This window comes from Candidatus Kurthia intestinigallinarum (genome assembly GCF_003991225.1).
Taxonomy (GTDB): domain Bacteria; phylum Bacillota; class Bacilli; order Bacillales_A; family Planococcaceae; genus Kurthia; species Kurthia populi.
Genome location: NZ_JTFC01000022.1, coordinates 14,565 through 40,689, shown reverse-complemented (window position 1 = coordinate 40,689; position 26,125 = coordinate 14,565). Strand labels below are relative to the sequence as shown.

Below are 26,125 nucleotides of genomic sequence, written 5' to 3'. Positions count from 1 at the left end.
AATTGACGTAGAACCAGTTTTTGGATTTCTGAAGGCTAATTTAGGTTTCACTCGATTCTCCGTCCGAGGAAAATCGAAAGTAAAAAATGAAATTGGCCTCGCATTAATGGCGACAAACTTAAGAAAATACGCAATAAGGGAATGGTAATTCCCAATTTGCGCATAAAAATAGAGAAGGTGATGTCAAATTCGACATCACCTTCTCTATTAAAGACTGGAATTTTTACTTATGTCCCAGCCTCTTCTTTTTATAGTGTTATATAAAAACCGCACTTACTTATGATACGGTTCATTTTTCATAATTCTAAAACTACGATACACCTGCTCAACTAACACAAGCTTCATTAACTGATGAGGCAGCGTCATTTTACCGAATGATAACAGGTCATTTGCGCGGCCTAGAACATCATCATGTAGTCCGAGTGAGCCGCCGATGACGAAGACGATTTTACTATGGCCGTATGTCATGCAGTTTTCGATGTCTTTTGAGAGCTGTTCAGATGAGCGCATTTTGCCGTTGATTGCGAGTGCAAAAACGTAGGCATCTTGTGGAATTTTCGCTAGGATGCGCTCGCCTTCTTTTTTCTTCACAATCTCCATCTCGGCATCGCTTAATTGCTCGGGTGCTTTTTCGTCTGGCACCTCAACTAAATCGATTTTTGTGTAGCCATTTAGACGCTTCACATACTCTTCAATGCCCATCTTTAAATATTTCTCTTTTAATTTCCCAACCGAAATAATGGTCACGCTCAATGCGAGTTCCTCCTTAAATTTACAAAGCAATTATCTGAGTTATCCACAGAATTCTGAAAGTTATCCACAGGCTACACTAGATATTGTAGGGGCTCATTTGTTCGCCACAATATATGTTGCTTTCGCGTCACAATACGCGCATTTTTGCGTTTCTTCGTCGTTTTCTTCGAGTTTATCCATAATTGGAAAATCTTTCTCATTCGCTACAAACATGTCAAGCGCGTGGCCTACGTGGTCCTCACAGCTATATGTTTTCATTTAATTACGTCCTTTCACGTCTATCCGTTGTTATGTCCATTTTAACAAACAAAAAGTGGATAGAAAAGCATTGTACGACTTTTCTATCCACTGAGTTATCCACATCTTGTGGATTACTTACTTTCGCTCAATGAGCCAGTGAGTGTTAATGTTTTATTAATTATTTCCCCGTTACGATATGCCTTCACTTTCATTTCATCGCCGACTTTTTTATCGTTGTATAAAATTTTGCGAAGACCAATCGCATCGTCTATTTTTTGACCATCAATTTCGACGATGACATCATATTTTTCAAGACCCGCTTTTGCGGCAGCTGTGCCACTTTGAACACCTGAAATAACGACACCTTTTGTAATATCTGATGGTAATTTTAATTGTCCTTGTTGGTAGTAAGAAGGGACATCTGTTAGATCTGCTAATGTGATCCCCATCGATGGACGTTCCACTTTACCATTTTTCTCAAGCTCATTGATAATTGGTACGGCTGTATCACTTGGAATCGCAAAGCCGATACCTTCTACAGATTCTTGTGTATTTGAGATTTTCATTGAGTTAATACCGATGACTTGGCCTGCCATATTAATTAGCGCGCCGCCTGAGTTCCCTGGGTTAATGGCCGCATCTGTTTGAAGAACATCGGCATTCCAGTCTGCTGTGCCGTCAGAATTTAAATCAACCGGTACAGAACGGTTTAAGCCTGAGATAACACCTGTTGTCACAGAGCCGTAGTAATCAAGGCCAAGTGGGTTCCCAATCGCGATAACCGATTCACCTTTTTTCAGTTTTGATGAGTCACCAAATGTTGCGACAGCTTTTACATCCTTACTTGGAATCGAAATAACAGCTAAGTCTGTCCAAATATCAGTACCGACTAATTTAGCCTTGACCTTTGTGCCGTCTGCTAATTTTACTTCTAATTCATCTGCGTCTTCGACAACGTGATTATTTGTAACAACATATGCTTTATCGCCATCTTTTTTATAGATAACGCCTGAGCCTGTGCCCGCTTCTTCTGTAATGGATGATTCGTTATTATCCTGTGTTGTACCACCTTGTTGGCTACCACCGAATGGTGATGAGCCCCATAGGTCCTGCTGTGTTTTTTGCATATTTACAACGCCAACAACCGCGCTATCAACCTTTTCGACAACCTTCGTTGTATCCGTTGAAACGTCCGTTGAAAGTTGAACGGGCTCTGTTGTTTGAACTTGTGTTTCTGAATTGCTCGCTACATTATTTGTCGTATTCATCACATTTGGAATAATCAGCCACACAAGTAATGCGCCGATGAGTACACCAATAAGCCCTGTAAAGAAATAGCCTGCCTTACTGCCTCCTTTACTGCGTCTTGGCGCTTGATTTGGATCTTGGTCGTAATACCCCATAATTGTTACCTCCTACGTATTTTGTTGTTAGTTATAGTTTAATAGCCGAACATGAAAATTAGATTAAAATCACTTAAAAATTTGTTCAAAATTAATGTGCCCGCTTTCCATTAAAAAAAACCTCCATCTCTGGAGGTTTTTTGTCTAAACAAGCACAAGTGGTGTCGGCTTCTCAGCGTCTGTATCATGTAAGTGCAGAAATTCACCAGCACGAATACCACATGATTCAAGCGTTTGAGAGACACTCATACGTGCGAGCTCTTTCATATTATTATCTTTACTTAAATGGGCTAAGTAAATTTGTGTTTCTTTTTCAGCAACGACTTCACTCATCGCAACCGCTGCATCCTCATTACTCACATGGCCCACATCGCTTAAAATACGACGTTTGATTTTCCACGGGTATGGCCCCATCTGCAGCATGCTCACGTCATGGTTGCTTTCAAACACATACGCATCAGCTGTTGAAATGAACCCTTTCATACGGTCGCTCACATAGCCCGTATCCGTCATCACAACGAGTTTACGGCCATCTTCTTGGAATGTGTAGAACATCGGCTCTGCCGCATCGTGAGACACCGCAAACGACTGGATATCGAGTCCACCGAATGTTTTCACTTCGTCGGTCTTCCATTCAAAGCGTTGGTCAAGGGGGATATTCCCAATCGATGAGTTCATCGCTTCCCATGTTTTAGCATTCGCGAATACAGGGATGTTATGCTTACGTGCAAGCACGCCAACTCCTTTAATATGATCTGAATGCTCATGCGTCACAAGAATGCCGCTTAGCTGTTTTGCCTCACGGTCGATTTGTGCAAGTAGCGCTTCCATCTTTTTACCGGTTAAACCCGCATCGACGATAAACGCGTGCTGACCATTCTCAACATAAATGGAGTTTCCTGTACTCCCACTTGCTAAAACACTAAACTTCATCGCTAAAACCCCTTAATTTGATTCAATTGATTCCTTGTTTTCCTGCATATCGATCACTTGTCCATCGACTGCATTGGCGTTCACGAAGAAATCGGCTTCTCTTATTGTATCATCTTTCTCTTTTAGTTCCACATGGATGCGCCAAGTTGGCGACAATACACGCGTTTCTGTTAGTGGCACAAGCGTTGAGTAGCCAAGCTCTGCAGATTTTACATGTGCATACTCTGGTAAATAGCCTTTTTCAAATAAAGTTTTCACAGCCTGATTCGCACCAATCAGCGTATTTTTCTCACCGAATGTTTTTAAATTTTGAAAGGCCGTTTGTTCATAACCGGTAATCGCATTGTCTTCATTCCAGGTAACTTTAATATACGCACTTTCATTATAGAAAATCGTATGGTTTTGAATCGTTTGGAAGAAGATAGCGATTCGTTTTTCATTATCAATTGAAAATAGCTTATACTCCTCACCTAGTGGCGCATAGCTCGCAACAAATGCACTTAATGACTGCTCATTAAATTCCTTCACTGGATAAGGTGTAATCAGCGCGCTTCGAAGAATTAACCCCGAGGTGCTAATCACAAACTTTTGATTCTCTTTATAAGATGCTAAATCCGCTTCTTCAAACGGTCTTGTTTTACCGGAAATATACGAGATTTTTTTGACATCTGTTGGAAGTTGGTCAATTGTAATATGCGATGCTTTTAGCTCATCATCCACATTGATTTGGCCAAGTGTTTCGAGTTTTTTTGCCTCATTGTAGCTGTTGACATACATCGAATAAAGAAAGACATTTAAAATCGAAAAGACGATAATAAAAATCGTTTTCGTCTTATTCCAATCCATATTGGTCACCTCCAACAGTTGCTTGTTCTGGCGCGACCGTAATCCAGTCCTCTTTTACTTTATAAAACCATGTTGGCTCAAGCGTAAAGACGACGGCACCGTTATCGCGTTCTTTAAACGACATACTGTACCCAAGGCGTAAATCTTCAATTTGATTTCTTTTTACAACCTGTTCTGTCACAAGCATACGATACACTTGACGCGCTGTTTTGAGCATCGTTAAGTTATTGCTTTCATCATCTGGAATCGTTTCAAGCTGATAATAAGGACGTGCATAACGCGCGACTGTGCCATTATTAATTTTCACTTCGATTTCCGTTGATGTCGTTTGCGTCGCTGGCTCTACCGGTAAATCAGACATAAAGAGCTGATACAGTACCTTCTGCTCGCCGTAATTGACGCTTTCATAGCGATAGTCATTCGTGAAGCCACCATGCTCATTGACGAAGCTCATCGTATGATCAATTAAATGTGATTTTGAAATTCGTTCATCGCTTTCAGCAGACATATTCGCAAAGTTCAATGTGTACTGGTTATTGTAAATCGTCATAACAGAGCGGTCATCAGAGTATTTATCAATATTCGTCATGGAGTCCTGACTCGTTTTTACGATTTTAGGATTCGTGAACAAGGCATTTTTAAATTGATCGACCTTCGCACTAACATTACGCGCAAAGTATTGCTGCTTCGCAAATTTTGGCTTATCAGCAAGCACATACATGATACGGCCACTAGATGTTTCAATGACGGTATATTCATCATATTTCTTCGTCATTTTTAACTGTTTCGCAATGAATGCTTCTGATTTTTTAAGATGCAGCTTCGCGCTATAGAGTTCATGTGTTTCTGGTGATGCAAAATAAACGTCTAGCTCATTATCATTAATGCTTTCATTATTTGGTTTCTTTAATGAAATTATCATTTGTGAAAACTCAATGCCTGACACTTTTTTATTCACAGTCGGTAAAATACTTTGGAAAATCGACATCGGTACTTCATCTGAAAACATAAGAGATACCGTATCATTCGCCTTCATTAGCTCATACATTTTTTCGTGTGATAGCTTTTCACTAATCATTGATAAATCCGATAGCTGTGAGTTTTTAAGCACATCGTATAATGCATCGATATCACTTGTCTTCACCGTACCTGAAAATTCATCGTCGTGCTGGGCAATGAGTTTATATGGTTTCACGACTTGTGAGATAGTTTTCTTTTTATCAATTACCACATTTTGTGGGACTGTTTTTTCGATTGTTTGGTAATTTGGGCTGTATGACCAAATTGAAAACGTTAACGTAATACTTAGTAGCACAAGGATGATTAACACAAATGTTTTGATTGGCTCAATATATTTCATCAATCCCATTCATCCTCCTCATCTACAAGACCATATGGCAGTGTAAAGAAGATGGATGTCCCTTTTCCTTCGATACTTTCCGCCCAAATCTTCCCGTTATGGGCAATAATCATTTCGCGTGAGATGGCCAGGCCAAGACCTGTACCACCCATCGAACGAGCACGCGCACGGTCAACACGGTAGAAACGGTCAAAGATGCGGTCCACTTGTTCTTTTGGAATCCCCATTCCTGTATCTTTGATTTCGACAAGAAGCTCGCCGTCATTTGCTGTTACCGTAAAGCGAATGCTCCCACCATCTGGTGAATATTTTTGCGCATTCGAAATAATATTGTCGATTACTTGCGTCACCTTATCCGTATCAATCTCCACATATAATGGCGTCACCGGAAGTTCACGAATAAACGTGATTTCCTTTGATTTCGCCATTTCAAAGCGGTCGATAATCCGATTAAAGAATTTCACAAAATCCACAAAATCAGTATTCAGCTCATATTCGCGGCTATCCATACGTGACAGCTGCAGTAAATCCGTCACAAGACGAATCATACGCTCTGTCTCCGTCTGTGCCACGCTAAGGAATTGCTTCCCAAGCTCTGGCTCATTGATTGCACCGTCAGATAATGCCTCTAAGTAACTACGCATCGTCGTTAGCGGCGTACGCAGCTCATGCGATACATTCGATACGAAATCGCGGCGCTCCATTTCGATTTTTTCTTGCTCTGTAATATCATGCAGCACCGTAATCAGACCGTTAACAAAGCCTGTTTCCTTTTGAATAACTGAAAATGTTGCACGCCAAATATACGGCTGTTCTAATGTGCTAAAGTTGAGGTTAATCGATTCTTGCATATGAATTAAATCCTCAAATGTATATTCCTCATCTAGCCCAAGCACTGCTGTAAGTGAACGACCCATTAACTCGTTTTGCTCACTCTTTAATAGCTTTTGCGCTGGGGCATTAATCAACATAATTTTCCCTTTACGGTCAGTCGCAATCACACCATCTGTCATATTTGTTAATACAGATGCGAGCTTACGCTTTTCCCCTTCCGTCGTCGATTGTGCCTCTTGCAGTCGGTTCGTTAAATGGTTAAACGCTACCGCAAGCTGACCAATCTCGTCATCACCATACACTTTTACTTTACGCGAATAGTTTCCCTTCGCCATTGCCTGTGCTTGGCGACGCATGTCTGAAATTGGCTTCGTAATCGTTTTTGAAATGAAGATTCCGAGCACCATCGTAATTAATAGTGCGAGTGCAGTACCACCAGCAAGAATTTTGTTAATTGTATTCATCTGGTCAAATACCGATTCGATATTTGCCTTCACATATAACGCGCCAATGACCTTGCCACCGGACTGAATCGGCTTCGCCACAACCCAAATACGCTTAGAGGAATCATCAAGTGCGATGTTTTCCATTTGTGTCGCAGAATTGAGCGCTGACTGGACAATAGCCTCACTTGAGCGCTGGCCTATGCTCTTTTGGTTATTCTCATCACTTGTCGCTAAAATACGCGAATGTGTACTGATAATTTGTACTTCTGTAATATCACCCGATGATAGCCCATTAATAATCGATGATAGATTGTCTTCAAGCTGGGTACCATCTTCATTTTGCGTTTTATTCATCTCTTCCTTGACGCTAAACTCTACAATTTTCAGGCGCTCTAAAATTGATGTTTCAAAATTCGTCTTCAACGTAGCTTCTAGTTTATTGGCAAAGTAGAGACCCATAATTTGCATCGCAATGATGATTAAAAGCATATAAATCAGTACAATTTTCATTTGTACTGATTTATAGAATCTCACTTTTTGCATTGGCTCCTACTCCTGTTCAGGGTTTCTTAAATAGTAACCGACACCACGACGTGTCACAATCCATGCAGGATGACTTGGGTTGTCCTCGATTTTTTCACGTAGACGACGAATCGTTACGTCGACTGTACGGACATCACCGAAGTAATCATAGCCCCACACAGTTTGTAGTAAATGCTCACGTGTCATCACTTGACCAATATGACGCGCTAAGTAATGCAGTAATTCAAATTCACGGTGTGTTAATTCAATTGTTTGGTCGCGTTTTAGCACTAAGTAGGCATCTGGTTGAATGGTTAATGAACCAACAACAATGTCATTGTTTTCTTCAACTTCTTCCTCTGGCTGCGCCACGGCTTGGTGACGACGCATATTGGCTTTTACACGCGCGATTAATTCACGTGTACTAAATGGTTTTGTGACATAGTCATCTGCACCTAATTCAAGGCCTAATACTTTATCGATTTCTGAATCCTTCGCTGTTAGCATAATGATTGGAATATCGTATTTTTTACGTACTTCACGACATACTTCCATCCCATCGCGCTTTGGTAGCATAATATCTAACAGCATTAAATCCGGTTGAACTTCCTCTACCTTCTCGAGTGCTTCCTCACCATCATATGCACAAACTACTTTGTAGCCCTCTTTAATTAAGTTAAACTGCAGAATATCTGCAATCGGTTTTTCATCATCTACAACTAAAATTGTTTTTTCCAAACTGTTTCTTCCTTTCGAAATATAATCTATATCAATATATTTTTGACGTTATTTACTAGGAATATCTAAAGATTCCCATTCCCTTATTTTAACGTATCATAAAAGAACTAGCTAGTTTACTGATTTTACACACTTGTAACGAACTTGAAAAATAACCTTCCAATTAAAGACAAACATGACAATTTTATAATAAAATAAAGACAGGTAGTTATTAAAGATGAGGAGGTACTTATGGACAATCCGCTTAAGCATGCGCAGCCTCTCTCGAAACCCGTACCAAAGTCTCGAGTCTTCATGCGCATTATCATGGTCATTATCGGTGCCATTATTATGGCACTTGGCCTCGAACAATTTCTCGTACCGAATAAAATTTTAGATGGTGGTATTGTCGGCATTTCAATCATTGCCTCACATCTTTTTGGCATTCCATTAGGCGTCTTTATTTTTATTTTGAATATTCCTTTTTTCTTTATTGGCTACAAGCAAATCGGTAAAACATTCGCATTATCGACAGCACTCGGTATTACGGTGCTATCGTTTGCGACAATCATGCTGCACCCTGTTGCCGCCTTTACAGATGACCTGCTGCTTAGCACCGTCTTTGGTGGCGTCATTCTCGGTACAGGTGTCGGTATCGTCATTCGCTACGGTGGCTCACTCGACGGTACAGAGATTATGGCGATTTTATTCAACCGAAAGTTGCCTTTTTCTGTTGGAGAAATCATTATGTTCTTTAATATTCTCATTTTCATCGTCGCCGGCTTTGTTTTTAATTGGGAGCAAACGATGTATTCAATGCTCGCTTATTTTATCGCCTATAAGACGATTGATATTGTCATTGAAGGGCTTGAAGAGTCTAAGGCGATTTACATTATTAGCGACGAATACGAGGAAATCGGCTCTGCTATTATGAATCGTCTAGGACGTGGTGTAACGTTTTTAAATGGTGCTGGTGGCTATACGGGAGACCCGAAAAATGTCATCTTCACCGTTGTCACACGTCTTGAGGAGTCAAAGCTCATCTCGATTGTTGAAGAGAAGGATCCGACTGCCTTCCTTGCAATTGGCAATATCGCCGAAGTGCGCGGCGGTCGCTTTAAAAAGAAAAACATTCACTAAAATGCAAGAGGCCAGGGATTACTCCTGACCTCTTTTTTGATGAAATAAAAAGACACCCGCCTTTGCCGAGCGGATGCCTTTTCTGCAATTATTTTGTACGTTATTGAAACGCTTCACTATCTAAAAGATAGGGAGCAATAGTACCGTATTTCATTTCTTACTTCTATTATCGATGATAGAGGAAAATTTAAACAATTGCAATGCTTAAATGGATTAGTTATCCCAAACGTCTACTAATACATTTGTTTGGTCACGGTCTGGACCTACAGAGAAAGTCGCAATGCTAATACCAGTTAATTCGCTTACACGTTTCACATAGTTTTGTGCGTTTTCTGGAAGGTCTTCTAGACGGCGTACGCCTGTGATATCCTCTTCCCAACCAGGAAGTTCTTCGTAGATTGGTTTACAATCTTCGATGATGTGGTTGTTTGCAGGATATTCAGTGATGCGTTCACCATTGTAATCATATGCTACACAGATTTTAACTGTATCTAAACCTGTTAATACGTCAATTGAGTTAAGTGCTAAGTCTGTAATACCAGATACACGACGAGAGTGACGTACGACTACTGAGTCAAACCAACCTACACGACGTGGACGGCCTGTAGTTGTACCGTATTCACGGCCTACTTCACGGATTTGGTGACCTACTTCGTCAAATAATTCAGTAGGGAATGGACCATCACCTACACGAGAAGTGTACGCTTTTGAAACGCCGATTACGCGTGTTACAGCAGAAGGTCCGATACCAGTACCAGTTGTAACACCACCCGCTACAGGGTTAGAAGATGTTACGTATGGGTACGTACCATGGTCAACGTCTAATAATACGCCTTGAGCGCCTTCAAATAATACTTTGCCTTCTGAATCGATTACGTCGTTTAATACTTTAGAAGTATCCGTTACGTATTTCGCGATTTGTTGGCCATATTCGTAGAACTGTTCGAACATATCATCGAAGTTTAAAGGTTCTACTTCATAGAATTTCGTGAATAGACGGTTTTTCATTTCTAGGTTAGAGCGAAGTTTTTGTTCAAATACTTCTTTATCTAAAAGATCAGCTACACGGATACCCATACGTTGTACTTTGTCTGTGTAACATGGTCCGATACCTTTACAAGTCGTACCAATTTTAGCGTCGCCGCGTGATTCTTCATCCACTTTATCTTGGTACACGTGGTAAGGAAGAATTACGTGAGCACGGTTAGAGATACGTAAGTTAGAAGTATCGATACCGCGGTCTTGAAGACCAGTCAATTCTTTAACTAAAGATTGTGGGTTGATAACCATACCGTTACCCATTACTGACGTTTTGTCGCTATAGAAAATACCTGATGGAATCAAGTGTAATTTATACGTTTCGCCTTCGAATTGAATTGTGTGTCCTGCGTTGTCGCCACCTGAGTAACGGGCAATCGCGTCTGCTTGTTTAGATAGGAAGTCAGTAATTTTACCTTTACCTTCGTCTCCCCATTGTGTTCCTACTACTACAACTGATGTCATTTAATCAGCACCTCCGTCAGGCAAATTATGTATGCCCTGATTCAAACAGACTTATTGTATCAACCAAATCGATAATAGTCAACCAAAAATGCGAAAAAACACGAACGTGATGCCAAGGTCAGACATCATTGTTCGTGTTTTGAGAAAATTAATAGCTTGACGGTGGCATCTGTTGAGACCAATCCACACTGACAAACTTATTATATTCTTTTTTAAATGCCAGTTTTACCGTATCGGTTGGACCGTTACGTTGTTTTGCTACAATAATTTCAATTGTATTAGCATCTTCAGTTTCTTTATCATAGTAGTCTTCACGATATAGGAAGGCTACGATATCGGCATCTTGCTCGATCGAACCTGATTCACGTAAATCACTCATCATCGGGCGCTTGTCTTGACGTTGCTCAACACCACGAGATAACTGAGATAACGCGATTACAGGAACTTCTAATTCACGGGCAAGCCCTTTTAATGAACGTGAAATATCCGATACTTCTTGTTGACGGTTTTGACCGGCTTTTCCGGGTCCTTGAATCAATTGAAGATAATCAATCAAAATCATGCCAAGGCCATGCTCTTGTTTCAGACGACGACATTTTGCTCGTATATCATTTATACGAATGCCAGCCGCATCATCAATGTAAATGCCCGCACGCGATAGTGCACCCATCGCAAGCGTCAATTTACCCCAGTCTTCTGTCGTTAGTGCACCCGTACGCAGCACCTGTGCATCAATATTTCCTTCTGCACAAAGCATACGCATAACAAGTTGTTCTGCACCCATCTCTAGTGAGAAGATGGCGACATTTTCATCGGTTTTTGTACCAACCGCCTGTGCTACATTTAGCGCAAACGCCGTTTTACCTACCGATGGACGTGCCGCAACGATAATTAAATCGCCACGCTGAAATCCTGCCGTTAACTTATCTAAATCTCGGAAGCCTGTTGGAATCCCTGTGATATCTCCTTGGCGATTTTGAAGTTGCTCCACATGGTCATACGTTTCTACAAGAACACCCTTGATGTGCTTGAAGTCAGACGAGTTTTTACGGCTCGCCACTTCCATGATTTGCTTCTCCGCTTCGCCTAAAAGCTCAGTGACTTCATCCTCACGCGTATAGCCATCTTCAACGATTTTTGTAGCGGTACGAATTAAGCGACGTAGTACCGATTTTTCCGCAACAATGCTTGCGTAAAACGCGACGTTTGCTGCAGTTGGTACCGCACTCGCAATTTCCGTAATGTACATGATACCACCGACATCATCCAGCATATTTTTGTTCGATAGCTCTTCTGCTACCGTCACTGTATCAATCGCTGTACGTTGGTCGTTCAATGTGAGCATCGTTTCAAAGATGAGCTTATGTGCAGCATTATAGAAATCCTCTGGCACCAATACCTCCGATGCAGTCACAAGTGCTTGTGGCTCTAAGAAAATAGCACCGATAACAGATTGCTCCGCCTCCTCATTGTGAGGCATGACGCGGTCCATTTCGTTCATACGCGTCTCCCTTTCTTACGCTTCTTCTGCAACATGTACTTTAAGAACAGCCGTTACTTCATGGTGTAATTTTACGTTCACATTCGTTACACCTAATGTACGGATAGCATCTTTTAAATCCATTTTACGTTTATCGATTTTGATGCCGTGATCTTTTTGCAGTTGTTCAGCAATTTGTTTTGATGTAATTGAACCGAATAAGCGACCATCTTTCCCTGGTTTCGCTGTTAATTCAATTGTTAATTTTTCTAATGTTTCTTTTAATTGTTTTGCATCTTCAAGCTCTTGTGCAGCGTTTTCTTCAGCGCGTTTATTGTTAGCGCGTAATTTCGCCATTTCAGCACTTGTTGCTTCAACTGCTTTTTTTTGTTTTAGTAAAACGTTACGTGCGTATCCATCCGATACTTCTTTCACTTCACCTTTTTTACCTTTACCTTTTACGTCTTCTAAGAAAATAACTTTCATTATTCCGAGCTCCCTTCTATTACATGATCGATTGCTGTTTTTAAGCGTGTCATTGCCTCTTCAATTGTATCCGCTTCAAGCTGACTTGCGGCGTTCGTTAAATGCCCACCGCCGCCAAGCTCTTCCATTACGAGTTGTACATTAATATCCCCTAATGAACGTGCAGAAATACCGATACGGCCATCTGCACGATGCGCGACAACAAAGGATGCGGAAATGCCTTGCATCGACAATAAAATATCCGCTGTTTGTGCAATCAATACTGAGTTATATACTTTTGTCCCTTGCCCACGAGCAATAGCAATCGTCTTGTGATAAATCTCTGCCGTTTCGACAATTTTTGAACGCATAATATACGTATCCATATCTTCCTTCAGTAAGTTCTGCACGAGCACAGTGTCTGCGCCGTTTGTACGAAGGTAAGATGCAGCCTCAAATGTACGCGCCCCTGTACGAAGCGTAAAGCTTTTCGTATCAACGATGATTCCCGCAAGAAGAGATGTTGCTTCCAACATAGTTAGTTTATCATTTTTTGGCTGATATTCGAGTAATTCGGTCACAAGTTCCGCTGTTGATGAAGCATAAGGCTCCATATAAACAAGCATCGGTCTATTAACGAACTCCTCACCACGTCGGTGATGGTCGATAACGACGACTTTATCGGTACGCTCTAATAAACGCTCATCAATCGTCATCGACGGCTTATGCGTATCGACAATGACTAATAATGATTTCTCCGTCATACGCTCCATCGCCTGCTCTGGCGTTAAGAATTTATCGAATAAATCCGATTTTTCCTTAATGACACGCATCAGACGTGTTGTACTGTTGTCGATATTATCAAAATCAATGACCACATAGCCGTTTATATTATTCATATCGGCCATTTTACGCACACCAATGGCCGCACCAATCGCGTCCATATCCGGCATTTTATGTCCCATAACAAACACTTGGTCACTATCTTGGATTAAATCACGTAGCGCATGGGAAATGACACGTGCACGCACACGCGTACGTTTTTCAACCGGGTTTGTTTTCCCGCCGTAAAATTTCACCTTACCATCAGGCTGCTTAATCGCCACCTGGTCCCCACCTCGCCCAAGTACTAAATCAAGACTCGACTGCGCAAGCTCACCAAGCTCTGATAGAGAGGGCGAACCCGCACCGATACCAATACTTAGCGTTAGTGGTAGACTTTGCTGCGCTGTTTCTTCGCGAATGTCATCCAAAATCGCAAATTTCTTTTTCTCAAGCTGTTGTAAAATCGACTCATTCATAATCGCAATAAAGCGGTCTGTGGAAATACGTTTAATGTAAATATCATGTGCATTTCCCCAGCGATTCACAAGCGATGTCACAAGCGCATTCGTTTGACTCTTATGCTGATCGTCCATATTTTCAGTAATATCATCGTAGTTATCAATAAATAAAATCCCGATAACCGTCCGATCATCATAATACAGTTCTTCAATTTCAACTTGCTCTGTAATATCAAAGAAGTATAAGAGCTTTTCATTGCGTTTATAAAGTGTTTGATACTGACGATTTTTAATTGTAACCGTCGTTTCATTTAAATCCGCATGCTTTACAAGTGCCTGTAGTTCCTCAGAAATCTCTAGTAAATCGATTCCTACAAGTGTATCTACCTGCATGACACGCTTCATAAATGGGTTTGCCCATTCCACCTGGAAATTATCATTTATTAATAACACCCCAAGTGGCATTTCTAATAATGCCTCTTCCCCGACTTCCTTTAGTCTGTAGGATAAGAGTTCGATATGCTTCTCTGTTTGCTCATATGCTTCACTTTCAGCTTTAAATGCAATCGCTAGTACGACAATAATAACGACTCCATAAATGGCACCTATTATCGGGAATTTCATGACGATAACAACGATGCTAATGACCGCAAGCAATGACAAGATGATGAGCGGATATCGAACCGGCCTTTTTCTAAATAGAGTATCCAAAAAATCAACTCCTATTTCTTTGTCTCACCAGTGATAAATCCACGAATATTAAATCCTAAATCCACTAAGCCAATTAGTGAAACAAACTGTAAAAACGGCAGCGCAATAATTGTTGCGATCACTACCACACCTTTTGGCATTCCCTTTTCCAAAATGAAAAAGTGAATCAGTGACAAGCCTTGTAGTGCCAATAGCATTGTCAAAATAGAGGATAAGTTTAAGATTGCCACATAAAGATATGTACCCTCTTCTGGTCTTACAAACAACGAAATAATAAGAACGATGAAGTAATACCAAAGAATGGAACGTGGTAACTGCATATAACGAAACGGTTTAAATTTTGGCACCTCTAGTTTTAAACGTTTTAACAGCGGCAAATTCACTGCAAGAATAATAAATGCGATGCCAAGGACCGCAAATACGAGTAGAGAAGGTACTAAATACGTAGCTGTCTTCTCCATTAACTCAAGCTGTTTTTCAAAGCTTGCCAACTGGTCAGCAGGCACATTTGACGCCTCCATCATTTTACGTGATGTATCAAATGATTGCATCGAGAGGTCGAGTGTTTGCTGGATAATATTAATATTTAAGATTTTTACAAAAGCAAAATAAACGATGGCGAATGTTGCAAGAATCGCGCCACTGGTTGCTAAAAAGATAGTCGCCTTGTTTTTCTTTAGACGAAGCATCGTCCCAAGCACGAGGCCAATCACAGCATACATAAAGGCTACTGGTAGCGCTAAAAAGCCGCCTCCAACGATAAATGACAACATAATCCCAGCAATTGTTACAGCAACTGATGAGCTCATATTATACTTTGCGCTATACCAAGCAATTGGTAATGGTAGCACCCAAGTAATCAATATCGATGTAAGCGGAATATATGTAGATACCGCAAGAAGCACCGTAAAAATAGCGACCATCATCGCGCCATGTGTAAGGCGACGCGTACGATTTTCTGGCATGTTGTACCTTCCTTTTTTAAGAGAAACTTTTAATATTTCATCTTCCCATTGTACCATGTTTCATAGTACCTAACAAAAAAACGACAGAGGTCATTGGTCCCTAAAATCGTACGATAGGAAGTAAAATTACACCTTATTTCTTTAAAAAAGAGCATAAGAAAAGAGACCAAGCGAATGCCTAGTCTCTCTAAGAACAGTGTCTTATTTTTCTTCAGCTACGAATGGAAGTAAAGCCATTACACGTGCAGTTTTGATAGCTAGAGTTAATTTACGTTGGTATTTAGCGCTAGTACCAGTTACGCGACGTGGTAAGATTTTGCCTCGTTCTGAGATGAATTTTTTTAATAAATCAACATCTTTATAATCGATGTGTTTGATGTTATTAGATGTGAAATAACAAACTTTACGGCGTTTGCGGCCTCCTCGACGTGGTGCCATGTTCAATTTCCCTCCTTCTTAAAATTAGAATGGAAGATCGTCTTCAGACACATCAACTTTTTTGTTGTCAGTTGGTGTTGCAAAAGGATCCTCATTCATGTTTGTGTAGTTTTGATTAGTTGGCTGATTCTGTTGATAAGATGGTTGTTGATAACCGCCTTGTTGAGAATTACCGAACTGGTTGCCACCAAATTGGTTTTGATTGCCGCCATTATAAGGCTGTTGTTGGTATCCACCTTGTTGTTGGAAACCGCCTTGACCTTGTTGATAATTGCTGTTAGCGTTTTTCGGTTCTAGGAACTGAACGTTATCAGCGATCACCTCTGTCGTGTAGACACGTTTACCGTCTTGGCCTTCATAGCTACCTGTTTGGATACGTCCTTGAACGCCCGCTAAGCTTCCTTTGTGCAGGAATTGTGCACAGTTTTCCGCTTGTTTGCGCCAAACAACGATGCTAATGAAGTCCGCTTGTTTTTCACCATTTTGGCTAGAAAAAGGACGGTTTACAGCAAGTGTGAAACGAGCTACAGCAACACCAGATTGTGTCTGGCGAAGTTCAGGGTCTTTTGTTAAGCGACCGACTAATACGACATTGTTAATCATCAGAATACAACCTCCTTACTTTATATATTATAACTGATTATTTTTCTTCTTCGCGTACAGCGATGTGACGGATGATGTCTTCGCTGATGTTAGCTAGACGAGTGTATTCGTTGATAGCTTCAGTTGGAGCATTAACTTTCATGATTTGGTAGAAACCTTCACGGAAGTCATTGATTTCGTAAGCAAGACGACGTTTGCCCCAATCTTTAGATTCAACTAATTCAGCACCGTTAGAAGTTAAGATTTCGTTGAAACGTTCAACTAGAGCTTTTTTAGCTTCTTCTTCGATGTTTGGACGAATGATGTACATTAATTCGTATTTGCGCATTTGTATTTGCACCTCCTCATGGTCTTTGGCCTACCTACCGTAGATAGGCAAGGAGAGTTAGTAACGTGTACTACTCACATCTTTAAATATTACCATATTCGACTTTTGTTCGCAACGATTATTATTCGCTATTTTATGAACGTTTTGCAATACTAAAGGTTAGGAGGTGGGGTCATGCGAGAACCAGTAAAATTCGCTGTGATCGAGCTAGATATGCACGAAGTAGGCAAGCAAAATTTATGGGTCACAATCGGTGCATCGGTCATTTTAGTTGGCATCTATGCCTACTTTTTTGGTTTTACTAATCATTTTGAATCATGGCGCTTTTTAGTCGATCTTTTATTATTTGCTGGGCTCTATATGCTCTTAATTGTGCTCCATGAGATCTGCCATCTCATCGGCTTTGTACTCTTTGGACGTGTGCCCTTATCATCGCTTAAATACGGCGTTAATTTAAAAATGGGCATTGCCTATGCCACAACGACGGAGTTACTTCCAAACGCTGTGATGCGAAAGGCGCTGTTACTCCCGTTTTGGCTAACGGGGGTCGTACCCGTCATTTTAGGCTTCTGGCTTCAAAGTCAGATGCTCGTGCTAGCAGGTGCTTGGCTAATCGCTGGCGCAGTGGGTGACTTTGCGATGTATGCCGGACTGTTAAAATATCCGAAAAACTGCCTTGTAAAAGATGATGAGAAATTTCCACGGCTCCATCTATATACACTTCATCCAGTCGAAAAAAAAGAGGACACCGCCAGCTAAGGCCGTGTCCTTTTTTGATTAAACGTTAAATAAGAATTCCATTACGTCGCCATCTTGTACAACGTATTCTTTCCCTTCAAGACGAAGGCGACCCGCTTCTTTTGCGGCTGGTTTTGAACCGTAAGCAACTAGGTCCTCAAATGAAATCGTTTCGGCACGGATGAACCCGCGTTCGAAATCAGAGTGGATAACGCCGGCACATTGTGGTGCTTTCATGCCTTTACGGAATGTCCATGCGCGTACTTCTTGTACACCTGCAGTGAAGTAAGTAGCTAAACCAAGTAGGCTGTATGCCGCTTTGATTAATTTATCTAAACCTGATTCTTCGATACCAAGCTCTTCTAAGAACATTGCTTTTTCATCGTCATCTAATTGCGCGATTTCTTCTTCAATCTTCGCACAAACAACGATTACTTCAGCGCCTTCTTTTGCAGCGTAGTCACGTACTTGTTGCACGTACTTATTGTTGTCAGCGTCTGCTACTTCATCTTCTGCAACATTTGCTACGTATAATGCTGGTTTTAGCGTTAATAGACTTAAGCCCTTGATGATTTTTTTCTCTTCATCACTTAGGTCAACTGAGCGAGCTGGCATTTCGTTTGCGAATGCTTCTTTTACTTTTTCAAGCACAGCTGCTTCTTCCATTGATTCTTTATCTTTTTGTTTCGCTAATTTACTTACTTTCGCATAGCGTTTGTCAACTGATTCTAAATCGGCAAGAATTAATTCTAAGTTGATTACTTCGATGTCACTAAGTGGGTCTACTTTACCTGCAACATGTGTGATGTTTTCATCTTCGAAGCAACGTACAACTTGTGTAATCGCATCTACTTCACGAATATGAGATAAGAATTTATTCCCTAAACCTTCACCTTGGCTAGCACCTTGTACAATACCAGCAATGTCAGTGAATTCAAATGAAGTTGCCACTGTTTTCTTTGGTTCTACTAATTCAGTTAATTTATCTAAACGAGCATCTGGCACTTCTACGATTCCTACGTTTGGGTCGATTGTTGCAAACGGATAGTTCGCTGCAAGCGCGCCTGCTTTTGTAATTGCGTTAAATAATGTTGATTTCCCTACGTTAGGTAAACCTACGATACCGGCTGTTAAAGCCATGTTCATCCACAACCTTTCAAATTGTTCCTACGTGTTTAACCTGTCTATTATAATTTTTCAGCACGTAAAAGTCTATTATTGTTCTGGTGCCTCAATAAGCACTTTTTTTAATTTCTTCTCAAACTCACGACGAGGAATCAGCACACTATGCTGGCAACCTGTACATTTAATGCGGATATCTGCACCTAAGCGAATAATTTTCCATGCATTTGTGCCACATGGATGTTGCTTTTTCATTTCGACGACATCATTTAACTTATACGTTTTCGCTTCCACTACTCTTCGCCCTCCTCTGAAATCGGTGTTGCTTCACGCTCATAAACCATCATTTTCGGATACGGAATGTCAATACCATTTGCATCAAACATCTCCTTCACATCGCGGCGAATCATACGTGAGATACCAAAATGCTGCATCGGCAATGTTTCAACAGAAATTCGTAAAACCACTTCTGCGCCAACGACACTTTGCACACCTAGAAGTGTCGGTTCTCCAACGATATTTTCATCCTTTTGAGGTAATGTACGTAAATAATCTATAATGAGCTCCTCAGCTTTATTAATGTCTGAGCTATACGCCACACTGACATCGATAATTGCTGTTGAGTTATTAATCGAATAGTTGATAACTTCAGTAATTGAACCGTTTGGCACAATATTAATTTCGCCACCCGCTCCTTTAATTTTCGTCGTACGCAGACCAATTTCAAGTACGGTTCCTTCAATATTCGTTAAACGAATATAATCTCCTACACCAAATTGATCCTCGAAAATAATAAAAAATCCTGTAATGACATCTTTCACTAAGCTTTGCGCACCAAAACCGATTGCTAAACCAACAACCCCAGCACCGGCAATTAAACCGGTGATGTTAATGCCAACAACCGATAAACAGGCCACGCCCGCGATAAAGTACACGACATACCCAACAATACTCTTCAATAGACGAAGTACCGTTCGATAACGACGATCTGCATTATACGTTTTATAACCGCCAGCTTGTAGCTTGTCAGTTAGACTCACACGCATCGTAAACGTTTTTGTAATCGCAGCGCGTGCAATACGGACGATAATCATCGCACCAAGAATAATGCTAATAATTTTCAACGAGTTTACGCCAAGTGTAATCCACATTTTTTCATCGATGATATAATTCATCACCGTATCATATGCATTCTGTAACATAAGTCGTCTCCTCTTCTTCATATTGAAAACAGCCATCTACGAAACGTAAATAGCTGTTTTGTCTATCATTCATTATAGTCAAAATACGTCGCAATTTCGATTGATTTTATGCGGAATTTAGAGAACGTACATAATTGCGACAATAATTGCCACAACTGGAATCGCCGGCAACGTATTCGCTACGCGTATTTTCGTTAAGCCAAGCATATTCAATCCAATGGCCGCAATCATAATCCCACCTGTCGCTGTTAATTGCTTTAAAAATAAATCAAGTGCCTCCTGCGGAATAAATGCACTAATGAAGCCTGCAAAAATCGCAATAAGCCCTTCATATAGCACAGTTGGTATTGCCGCTATCAACACACCAACACCCATTGTTGACGCTAATATCATCGCTGTAAAACCATCGATGATTCCCTTTGTAATTAATACTGAATGGTCGTTACGTAAACCCCCATCAAGCGCTCCAATAATACTCATCGAGCCAATAACAAAAATCAAGGTTCCTGTCACAAAGCCCTGCGCAAGACTTCCCTTATTCGCCTCTTTATTCGATAGCTTACCCCCATCGAGCTTGCCTTCCATCCATTGACCAAGTCGGTTCAACATTCCATCAATGTCAATTAACTCACCGATAATGGTCCCAAACACGAGACTTACCATGACAATAATAAAATTATCGCTCTGAATCCCCATTTGCACACCAAGCACAACAATTGCTAGTGCAATGACAAGCATGACCGTCTCTTTGACGCGATCTGGAATATTTTGCAGCAGACGACCAATAAACCCTCCAAGTAAAATGAGTGCGCCATTAATTAATGAACCTAGTAAAATCACTCTCTATTCCCCGCGTTCTTTTAATAAATTGATAATACGCTCCAAATCTTCGTCTGAGAAAAAGTCGATTTCAATTTTCCCTTTATTTTTTGATGACTTAATCGATACGCTTGTACCTAGATAATCGCGCAGTTCTGCCGCCGCCTCGTCCAGGTACAAGTTTTTAACCGATTTCTTTTTAGTTACACGTGAAACATCTTTATTTAGCGCATGTACATAACTCTCTAGCTGACGGACATTCATCTGCTGGTCGATAACTTTTTTCGCCACAATCGGAATAATATTTTTTCGCTTAATACCGATTAATGCGCGACCATGCCCCATCGACAATTCGCCGCGATCTACCATCTTTTGAATATCCTCTGGTAGCGTTAATAGGCGCACATGATTAGCAATGTATGAACGACTCTTACCGAGTCTCTCTGCAAGTACTTCCTGCGTCATATTTAGCGCATCCATCAGCTTACGATACGATTCCGCCTCTTCAATCGGCGTCAAATCTTCACGCTGTAAATTTTCAAGCGTCGCAAGCTCCATCATTTCGCGGTCATTGTAGTTACGCACAACCGCTGGAATTTCAGGAATCAAAGCTTTTTTCGTTGCACGAAAGCGTCGTTCCCCTGCAACAATCTCATAGAAGTTACCGGTTTTTCGCAAGATAATCGGCTGCAAAATCCCGTGCTCTTTAATCGATTGTGATAATTCTTCAAGCGCCTCCTCATTAAAAATACGACGAGGCTGAAACGGATTTGGTCGGATTTTTCGCACCGCTATATTTTCCACAATATCGCCATCTGCTACATCAATAAATGTCTCCTCCACAATGATTCCCCCTTTCATGCATTTCCTTTAGTGTAACAGATATCCTAAAATTTCTTATTTCAGAACATAAAAAATGTCACGAAATCGTTTATCAGAAATAGCCCCTCACCTTAGAAAGCGTGTTTTGACTACAACATAGTTTAAAATAAGTGCCAAAGCAAGCCATTTCACTTACGAAAAAAGGACAGATTAATAAGTATCCCGCAAAAGTCTGTCAATGAAAATTTTTATTCACTATTTTTCCTCATATCGTTACTATTTTTAATTATTAAATATGTCCTCAACTACCCCAAAATAAGTGAAAAATCGCCCTTTCGGCTTCTCCGAGGGGTGTTTTTTGCACAAATAGTTTATACAATCGCGCTGCACTGTCATTTATTTAGTTTTCATAAAAAGCGACAAATACAAACTCCGATTTGATGTTACAAAGGCAAAAAGGTTCCCGAAATAACGCAAAACGGGCTCAAAATCGGCCCGTATGGGGTGTTTTTTGCCCGTTTTTATTCATCATCTGTACAAAGTTATCGTAACTATCACCACAGAATTAATAAATATCTTTGAAAAAGGGCGTTTTGGCGAAATAATCACTAGATTTACAGCCCTATATACATAGCTCTGACGCATATCCAAAAATATGTCGTATCTAAAACCCGCTTCCTGAGGTTATCGTGAATGCAGGAGAAAAATGCGCAAAAAAAAATAGCGATGACAAAACCATTTCTGGCATCATCGCTACGTTGTTATTTTGATTTCTTTTTCGCGATGCGTACCGTTACTTGGAAGTAATCATCGTTCTCTTCTTCCTGCGTATCAATCGCAATGCCATTATCATGAATAACCGACACCGATTCACGAATCGTATTAAGCGCGATGCGTACGTCTTTATTAACGATACGACGCACACGTTTTTTCTTCGGCTTTTTATCTGCTTCGGTCAGTTGTTCAATACGTTGCTCCAACTGACGCACATTATAATCTTTTTCTAATGTTTCATTGAAAAGTAGTAGACGCTGCGCTTCATCTTTCAACGGAATAAGGGCGCGTGCATGACGCTCAGAAATTTGGCGATTTAAAATCGCGTCTTGGATTTCCTGCGGCAACTTCAACAGGCGCAGTTTATTCGCAATCGTTGATTGACCTTTCCCTAATTTTTCTGCAAGCGCACCTTGTGTCAGCTCATGCATTTCAAGTAATGCCTGATACGCATGGGCCTCCTCAATCGCCGTCAATTCTTCGCGCTGTAAGTTTTCAATCAACGCAATCGATGCCGTTTCACGTTCGCTCATTTCACGAATAATTGCAGGTGCCTCTGTCCAATTTAAGGATTGCATCGCACGATAACGACGCTCTCCTGCGATAATTTCAAAAATCCCGTCCTCTACCTCACGCACAACAATCGGCTGAATCACGCCATGGGACTCAATTGTTTGCGCAAGCTCTGCTAATTTGCCACTATCAAAAATCGTTCGCGGTTGATAGCGATTCGGTTGAATTTTATCCATTGGAAGCTGTACTACTGATTCATGATTTTTAGTTGGCGTCTGGTCGCTACTACCAAAAAATCGTGAAAAAGCACTTCTCATTTACGAGCACCACCTTTTTCGATATTTGCTACTTACCATTATAGTGAATTTCCCTCAAAAATACATGACTAAGTGTGGAAAAAAGAAAGTCCGACTCCCATTTGCTCGTTTTCATGACGTAACACACAAAAAAAGAATCGCACCATTGTACGATTCTTTTTAAGGCTTATTGAATAGGTGATTTATTCGGTACACCCGGTTTACGAGGGTACTTTTTCGGTGTCGCTTTCACTTTATTAAACGTGAAAATCACACGATCACTTTCTTCTACTGGTAATAAGAAATGATGCTCTTCATCAAGTTTTACACCAAGTGTTGTTAATGCTTTTTTCGCATCCTTCACTTCATCTTCGCCACTAGCAGCTTTCATTGCGACAAATTGGCCGCCTTCTTTGACAAGTGGTACACAAAGCTCTGATAGCACAGACATACGCGCAACGGCACGTGCTGTCACTAAGTCAAATTGCTCGCGGTATTGTGGATTACGTCCGAAATCTTCAGCGCGTGAATGCACAAAATTCACATGAGATAAGCCTAGCTCTTTGCTTAGGTGATTGAGGAACTGGATACGTTTATTTAATGAATCCACAATCGTGATGTGAAGATGTGGGAAACAAATTTTAATTGGGATACTTGGGAAGCCAGCGCCAGCGCCAACGTCACAAAGAGTCGTTACTTTTGCGAAATCAACGTAGAATGCTGCGCTGATTGAATCATAAAAGTGTTTTAAATAAACCGATTCTAAATCAGTGATAGCAGTTAGATTCATTTTTTCGTTCCATTCTACTAATGTTTCGAAATATGTTTTAAACTGCTGAAGTTGTTCTGTGGATAACTCAATGCCTTTTTCTTTTAATGCATCGAAAAATTGCTGTTCGTTCATCGTTTTCTCCTTTTATCCACAAAATAATCCACAGGCTGTGGATTATTTTGGTTGATTAATGAATTTTCGCGATTTTACCTTGTTCAATATACACAAGTAAAATTGAAATATCGGCAGGGTTTACACCTGAAATACGAGATGCTTGTGCAACCGATAATGGGCGAACTTCTTTTAATTTTTCTTTTGCTTCTGAAGCAATACCGCTGATGGCATCGTAGTCAATGTTTTCTGGAATACGTTTTGTTTCCATTTTTTTCATTTTCTCTACTTGTTGCATTGCTTTTTCGATATAGCCTTCATATTTCACTTGAATTTCAACTTGTTCAGTTACTTCTTCATCAAGCTCTGGCGCATCTGTTACTTCTGCAACGAAGCTATAATCAAGCTCAGGACGTTTTAATAAATCCGTACCGTGAATACCATCTTTTAATGGGCTACTACCTAGTGCTGTCAGTTGTTCGTTTACAAGACGTGGTTTAATACCAAACTCGCGTAAACGTTTTATTTCGGCATCTACTAGCGCTTTTTTCGCTTCAAATTTTTCGAAGCGCTCTGCTGATACAAGACCCGCTTTATACGCTTTTTCAGTTAGACGCATATCCGCATTATCATGACGTAATAATAGGCGGTACTCGGCGCGAGAAGTTAGTAGGCGGTAAGGTTCATTTGTTCCTTTTGTCACAAGGTCATCGATTAATACACCGATGTATGCTTCTGAACGGTTTAAAATGATTTCCTCTTTACCTAGGGCGCGAGCTGCTGCGTTGATACCAGCCATCATCCCTTGACCAGCCGCTTCTTCATAACCTGAAGTACCATTAATTTGTCCAGCTGTGTATAAGTTTTGGATACGTTTTGTTTCAAGTGTTGGCCATAATTGAGTCGGTACAATCGCATCGTACTCGATTGCGTAACCAGCACGCATCATTTCTGCTTTTTCTAAGCCAGGAATTGATTCAAGCATTTTACGTTGTACGTGCTCTGGTAGGCTTGTTGATAACCCTTGTACATAAACTTCTTCCGTATTACGACCTTCTGGCTCTAGGAATAGTTGGTGACGAGGTTTGTCAGCAAAACGAACGATTTTTGTTTCAATTGATGGGCAATAACGAGGACCTGTACCTACAATCACACCTGTATACATTGGTGATTGATCTAGGTTATCGTTAATGATTTTATGTGTTTCTTCGCTAGTATAAGTTAACCAGCAAGGGATTTGGTCTGTAATGAATTCAGTTGTTTCAAAGCTGAATGCACGTGGTTCTGGATCCCCTGGTTGAATTTCTGTTTTTGAGTAATCAATCGTTTTACTATTGACGCGAGGTGGTGTACCTGTTTTAAAGCGCACTAAGTCAAAGCCTAATTCTTTTAAGTTGTCGGCTAATTTGATTGATGGTTGTTGGTTGTTTGGACCTGAAGAATATTTTAAATCCCCAATAATGATTTCACCACGTAGGAATGTACCCGTTGTAATCACGACGGTTTTCGCACGGTAAATGTCACCTGTTTGCGTAATGACACCGACTACTTTTCCATCTTCAACCATTAACTCCTCAACCATACCTTGGCGAATCATTAAATCATCTTGTTGTTCAAGTAGCTGTTTCATTGCGTGTTGGTATTGGAATTTATCTGCTTGCGCACGTAATGCACGCACAGCAGGGCCTTTACCAGTGTTTAGCATACGCATTTGAATGTGCGTTTTATCGATGATTTTACCCATCGCACCGCCCATCGCATCGATTTCACGTACGACAATCCCTTTTGCAGGACCCCCGACAGATGGATTACATGGCATAAAGGCGATCATATCTAAATTAATTGTTAGCATTAATGTTTTTGCGCCCATACGTGCTGAAGCGTATGCAGATTCTACACCTGCGTGACCAGCACCGACGACGATAACATCAAACGTTCCTGCTTCATGAGTTTGCATGACTCATATACTTCCTCTCTATTTTCGAA

27 protein-coding genes are annotated in these 26,125 nt (G+C 40.7%); 3 read left to right on the top strand and 24 right to left on the bottom strand.

The window, feature by feature from the left end:
* The coding region (locus QI30_RS05620; protein WP_148113849.1) for a transposase at positions 1 to 148 on the top strand (148 nt) is incomplete at its 5' end.
* Between the two features lie 125 nt (positions 149 to 273).
* On the opposite strand, the gene rlmH is transcribed toward QI30_RS05620, so the two are convergent.
* From rlmH to yycF, 8 genes are all read right to left on the bottom strand, one after another.
* A complete protein-coding gene (gene rlmH / locus QI30_RS05615; protein WP_126989955.1) occupies positions 274 to 753 on the bottom strand; it encodes a 23S rRNA (pseudouridine(1915)-N(3))-methyltransferase RlmH in 480 nt (159 codons plus the stop codon).
* Between the two features lie 93 nt (positions 754 to 846).
* Positions 847 to 1,011: a CxxH/CxxC protein gene (locus tag QI30_RS05610; protein WP_126989954.1), complete on the bottom strand. Its 165-nt coding sequence runs from the start codon at positions 1,009 to 1,011 to the stop codon at positions 847 to 849.
* Positions 1,012 to 1,124: 113 nt separating this feature from the next.
* Positions 1,125 to 2,396 carry a S1C family serine protease gene (locus QI30_RS05605; protein WP_126989953.1) on the bottom strand — a complete coding sequence of 424 codons (1,272 nt, stop codon included), beginning with the start codon at positions 2,394 to 2,396 and terminating at the stop codon, positions 1,125 to 1,127.
* 144 nt (positions 2,397 to 2,540) lie between these two features.
* Complete coding sequence (locus tag QI30_RS05600; RefSeq protein ID WP_126989952.1) at positions 2,541 to 3,329, bottom strand: MBL fold metallo-hydrolase; 789 nt, start codon at positions 3,327 to 3,329, stop codon at positions 2,541 to 2,543.
* A gap of 12 nt (positions 3,330 to 3,341) precedes the next feature.
* Positions 3,342 to 4,175: a two-component system regulatory protein YycI gene (locus tag QI30_RS05595; RefSeq protein WP_126989951.1), complete on the bottom strand. Its 834-nt coding sequence runs from the start codon at positions 4,173 to 4,175 to the stop codon at positions 3,342 to 3,344.
* Positions 4,162 to 5,535 carry a YycH family regulatory protein gene (locus tag QI30_RS05590; RefSeq protein ID WP_233600531.1) on the bottom strand — a complete coding sequence of 458 codons (1,374 nt, stop codon included), beginning with the start codon at positions 5,533 to 5,535 and terminating at the stop codon, positions 4,162 to 4,164. The genes QI30_RS05595 and QI30_RS05590 overlap by 14 nt, the downstream gene beginning before the upstream one ends.
* Positions 5,535 to 7,358 (bottom strand): cell wall metabolism sensor histidine kinase WalK, encoded by a 1,824-nt coding sequence (gene walK / locus QI30_RS05585; RefSeq protein ID WP_126989949.1) that lies wholly within the window; start codon positions 7,356 to 7,358, stop codon positions 5,535 to 5,537. Before walK ends, QI30_RS05590 begins: the two co-directional genes overlap by 1 nt.
* A 6-nt stretch (positions 7,359 to 7,364) precedes the next feature.
* A complete protein-coding gene (gene yycF, locus QI30_RS05580; RefSeq protein ID WP_126989948.1) occupies positions 7,365 to 8,075 on the bottom strand; it encodes a response regulator YycF in 711 nt (236 codons plus the stop codon).
* A 294-nt stretch (positions 8,076 to 8,369) separates the two neighbouring features.
* Between yycF and QI30_RS05575 the strand changes: the two genes are divergently transcribed.
* On the top strand, positions 8,370 to 9,194 hold the full coding sequence (locus QI30_RS05575) for a YitT family protein (RefSeq protein WP_370323590.1): 825 nt from the start codon (positions 8,370 to 8,372) through the stop codon (positions 9,192 to 9,194).
* Between the two features lie 213 nt (positions 9,195 to 9,407).
* Here the strand turns inward: QI30_RS05575 and QI30_RS05570 are convergent, their stop codons facing one another.
* The 8 genes from QI30_RS05570 to rpsF form a co-directional block, all read right to left on the bottom strand.
* A complete protein-coding gene (locus QI30_RS05570) occupies positions 9,408 to 10,697 on the bottom strand; it encodes an adenylosuccinate synthase (protein WP_126989946.1) in 1,290 nt (429 codons plus the stop codon).
* Between the two features lie 148 nt (positions 10,698 to 10,845).
* Complete coding sequence (gene dnaB / locus QI30_RS05565) at positions 10,846 to 12,198, bottom strand: replicative DNA helicase (RefSeq protein WP_126989945.1); 1,353 nt, start codon at positions 12,196 to 12,198, stop codon at positions 10,846 to 10,848.
* A gap of 15 nt (positions 12,199 to 12,213) precedes the next feature.
* Positions 12,214 to 12,663 carry a 50S ribosomal protein L9 gene (rplI, locus tag QI30_RS05560; protein WP_126989944.1) on the bottom strand — a complete coding sequence of 150 codons (450 nt, stop codon included), beginning with the start codon at positions 12,661 to 12,663 and terminating at the stop codon, positions 12,214 to 12,216.
* A complete protein-coding gene (locus tag QI30_RS05555) occupies positions 12,663 to 14,636 on the bottom strand; it encodes a DHH family phosphoesterase (RefSeq protein WP_126989943.1) in 1,974 nt (657 codons plus the stop codon). The genes rplI and QI30_RS05555 overlap by 1 nt, the downstream gene beginning before the upstream one ends.
* An 11-nt stretch (positions 14,637 to 14,647) precedes the next feature.
* Entirely contained in the window at positions 14,648 to 15,601 is a 954-nt protein-coding gene (locus QI30_RS05550; protein WP_126989942.1) for a YybS family protein, read from the bottom strand.
* A 201-nt stretch (positions 15,602 to 15,802) separates the two neighbouring features.
* Positions 15,803 to 16,039, bottom strand: coding sequence for a 30S ribosomal protein S18 (gene rpsR / locus QI30_RS05545; RefSeq protein WP_126989941.1), 237 nt, complete (start codon positions 16,037 to 16,039; stop codon positions 15,803 to 15,805).
* Between the two features lie 24 nt (positions 16,040 to 16,063).
* Positions 16,064 to 16,642, bottom strand: a complete 579-nt coding sequence (locus QI30_RS05540; RefSeq protein ID WP_126989940.1) for a single-stranded DNA-binding protein — start codon at positions 16,640 to 16,642, stop codon at positions 16,064 to 16,066.
* A gap of 37 nt (positions 16,643 to 16,679) precedes the next feature.
* On the bottom strand, positions 16,680 to 16,970 hold the full coding sequence (gene rpsF / locus QI30_RS05535; protein ID WP_126989939.1) for a 30S ribosomal protein S6: 291 nt from the start codon (positions 16,968 to 16,970) through the stop codon (positions 16,680 to 16,682).
* A 174-nt stretch (positions 16,971 to 17,144) separates the two neighbouring features.
* On the opposite strand from rpsF, the gene QI30_RS05530 reads away from it, so the two are divergent.
* On the top strand, positions 17,145 to 17,729 hold the full coding sequence (locus QI30_RS05530) for a DUF3267 domain-containing protein (protein WP_126989938.1): 585 nt from the start codon (positions 17,145 to 17,147) through the stop codon (positions 17,727 to 17,729).
* A gap of 18 nt (positions 17,730 to 17,747) precedes the next feature.
* Here QI30_RS05530 and ychF read toward each other — a convergent pair whose 3' ends face one another.
* The 8 genes from ychF to mnmG all read right to left on the bottom strand — a co-directional run bounded on the left by ychF (position 17,748) and on the right by mnmG (position 26,096).
* Entirely contained in the window at positions 17,748 to 18,848 is a 1,101-nt protein-coding gene (gene ychF, locus QI30_RS05525; protein WP_126989937.1) for a redox-regulated ATPase YchF, read from the bottom strand.
* A gap of 75 nt (positions 18,849 to 18,923) precedes the next feature.
* Entirely contained in the window at positions 18,924 to 19,124 is a 201-nt protein-coding gene (locus tag QI30_RS05520) for a DUF951 domain-containing protein (RefSeq protein WP_126989936.1), read from the bottom strand.
* Positions 19,124 to 20,032, bottom strand: a complete 909-nt coding sequence (locus QI30_RS05515) for a mechanosensitive ion channel family protein (RefSeq protein WP_126989935.1) — start codon at positions 20,030 to 20,032, stop codon at positions 19,124 to 19,126. The genes QI30_RS05520 and QI30_RS05515 overlap by 1 nt, the downstream gene beginning before the upstream one ends.
* A gap of 117 nt (positions 20,033 to 20,149) precedes the next feature.
* Positions 20,150 to 20,872, bottom strand: a complete 723-nt coding sequence (locus QI30_RS05510; protein ID WP_126989934.1) for a DUF554 domain-containing protein — start codon at positions 20,870 to 20,872, stop codon at positions 20,150 to 20,152.
* A 3-nt stretch (positions 20,873 to 20,875) separates the two neighbouring features.
* On the bottom strand, positions 20,876 to 21,712 hold the full coding sequence (locus QI30_RS05505) for a ParB/RepB/Spo0J family partition protein (RefSeq protein WP_126989933.1): 837 nt from the start codon (positions 21,710 to 21,712) through the stop codon (positions 20,876 to 20,878).
* Positions 21,713 to 22,434: 722 nt separating this feature from the next.
* On the bottom strand, positions 22,435 to 23,277 hold the full coding sequence (gene noc, locus QI30_RS05500; RefSeq protein WP_126989932.1) for a nucleoid occlusion protein: 843 nt from the start codon (positions 23,275 to 23,277) through the stop codon (positions 22,435 to 22,437).
* Between the two features lie 166 nt (positions 23,278 to 23,443).
* Positions 23,444 to 24,160: a 16S rRNA (guanine(527)-N(7))-methyltransferase RsmG gene (gene rsmG, locus QI30_RS05495; RefSeq protein WP_126989931.1), complete on the bottom strand. Its 717-nt coding sequence runs from the start codon at positions 24,158 to 24,160 to the stop codon at positions 23,444 to 23,446.
* A 55-nt stretch (positions 24,161 to 24,215) separates the two neighbouring features.
* Positions 24,216 to 26,096, bottom strand: coding sequence for a tRNA uridine-5-carboxymethylaminomethyl(34) synthesis enzyme MnmG (mnmG, locus tag QI30_RS05490; RefSeq protein ID WP_126989930.1), 1,881 nt, complete (start codon positions 26,094 to 26,096; stop codon positions 24,216 to 24,218).
* Between the last annotated feature and the right edge of the window lie 29 nt (positions 26,097 to 26,125).

Coding starts and splice junctions, on each gene's coding strand:
- rsmG (WP_126989931.1), bottom strand. CDS start 24,160: ATGAACGAACAGCAATTTTTCGATGCATTAAAAGAAAAAGGCATTGAG.
- QI30_RS05595 (WP_126989951.1), bottom strand. CDS start 4,175: ATGGATTGGAATAAGACGAAAACGATTTTTATTATCGTCTTTTCGATT.
- ychF (WP_126989937.1), bottom strand. CDS start 18,848: ATGGCTTTAACAGCCGGTATCGTAGGTTTACCTAACGTAGGGAAATCA.
- QI30_RS05530 (WP_126989938.1), top strand. CDS start 17,145: ATGCGAGAACCAGTAAAATTCGCTGTGATCGAGCTAGATATGCACGAA.
- QI30_RS05570 (WP_126989946.1), bottom strand. CDS start 10,697: ATGACATCAGTTGTAGTAGTAGGAACACAATGGGGAGACGAAGGTAAA.
- QI30_RS05540 (WP_126989940.1), bottom strand. CDS start 16,642: ATGATTAACAATGTCGTATTAGTCGGTCGCTTAACAAAAGACCCTGAA.
- dnaB (WP_126989945.1), bottom strand. CDS start 12,198: ATGAACGAAATGGACCGCGTCATGCCTCACAATGAGGAGGCGGAGCAA.
- rplI (WP_126989944.1), bottom strand. CDS start 12,663: ATGAAAGTTATTTTCTTAGAAGACGTAAAAGGTAAAGGTAAAAAAGGT.
- QI30_RS05590 (WP_233600531.1), bottom strand. CDS start 5,535: ATGAAATATATTGAGCCAATCAAAACATTTGTGTTAATCATCCTTGTG.
- mnmG (WP_126989930.1), bottom strand. CDS start 26,096: ATGCAAACTCATGAAGCAGGAACGTTTGATGTTATCGTCGTCGGTGCT.
- rpsF (WP_126989939.1), bottom strand. CDS start 16,970: ATGCGCAAATACGAATTAATGTACATCATTCGTCCAAACATCGAAGAA.
- QI30_RS05610 (WP_126989954.1), bottom strand. CDS start 1,011: ATGAAAACATATAGCTGTGAGGACCACGTAGGCCACGCGCTTGACATG.
- noc (WP_126989932.1), bottom strand. CDS start 23,277: ATGAGAAGTGCTTTTTCACGATTTTTTGGTAGTAGCGACCAGACGCCA.
- QI30_RS05515 (WP_126989935.1), bottom strand. CDS start 20,032: ATGTTACAGAATGCATATGATACGGTGATGAATTATATCATCGATGAA.
- rpsR (WP_126989941.1), bottom strand. CDS start 16,039: ATGGCACCACGTCGAGGAGGCCGCAAACGCCGTAAAGTTTGTTATTTC.
- QI30_RS05605 (WP_126989953.1), bottom strand. CDS start 2,396: ATGGGGTATTACGACCAAGATCCAAATCAAGCGCCAAGACGCAGTAAA.
- QI30_RS05575 (WP_370323590.1), top strand. CDS start 8,370: ATGCGCATTATCATGGTCATTATCGGTGCCATTATTATGGCACTTGGC.
- walK (WP_126989949.1), bottom strand. CDS start 7,358: ATGCAAAAAGTGAGATTCTATAAATCAGTACAAATGAAAATTGTACTG.
- QI30_RS05600 (WP_126989952.1), bottom strand. CDS start 3,329: ATGAAGTTTAGTGTTTTAGCAAGTGGGAGTACAGGAAACTCCATTTAT.
- QI30_RS05550 (WP_126989942.1), bottom strand. CDS start 15,601: ATGCCAGAAAATCGTACGCGTCGCCTTACACATGGCGCGATGATGGTC.
- QI30_RS05505 (WP_126989933.1), bottom strand. CDS start 21,712: ATGAAAGGGGGAATCATTGTGGAGGAGACATTTATTGATGTAGCAGAT.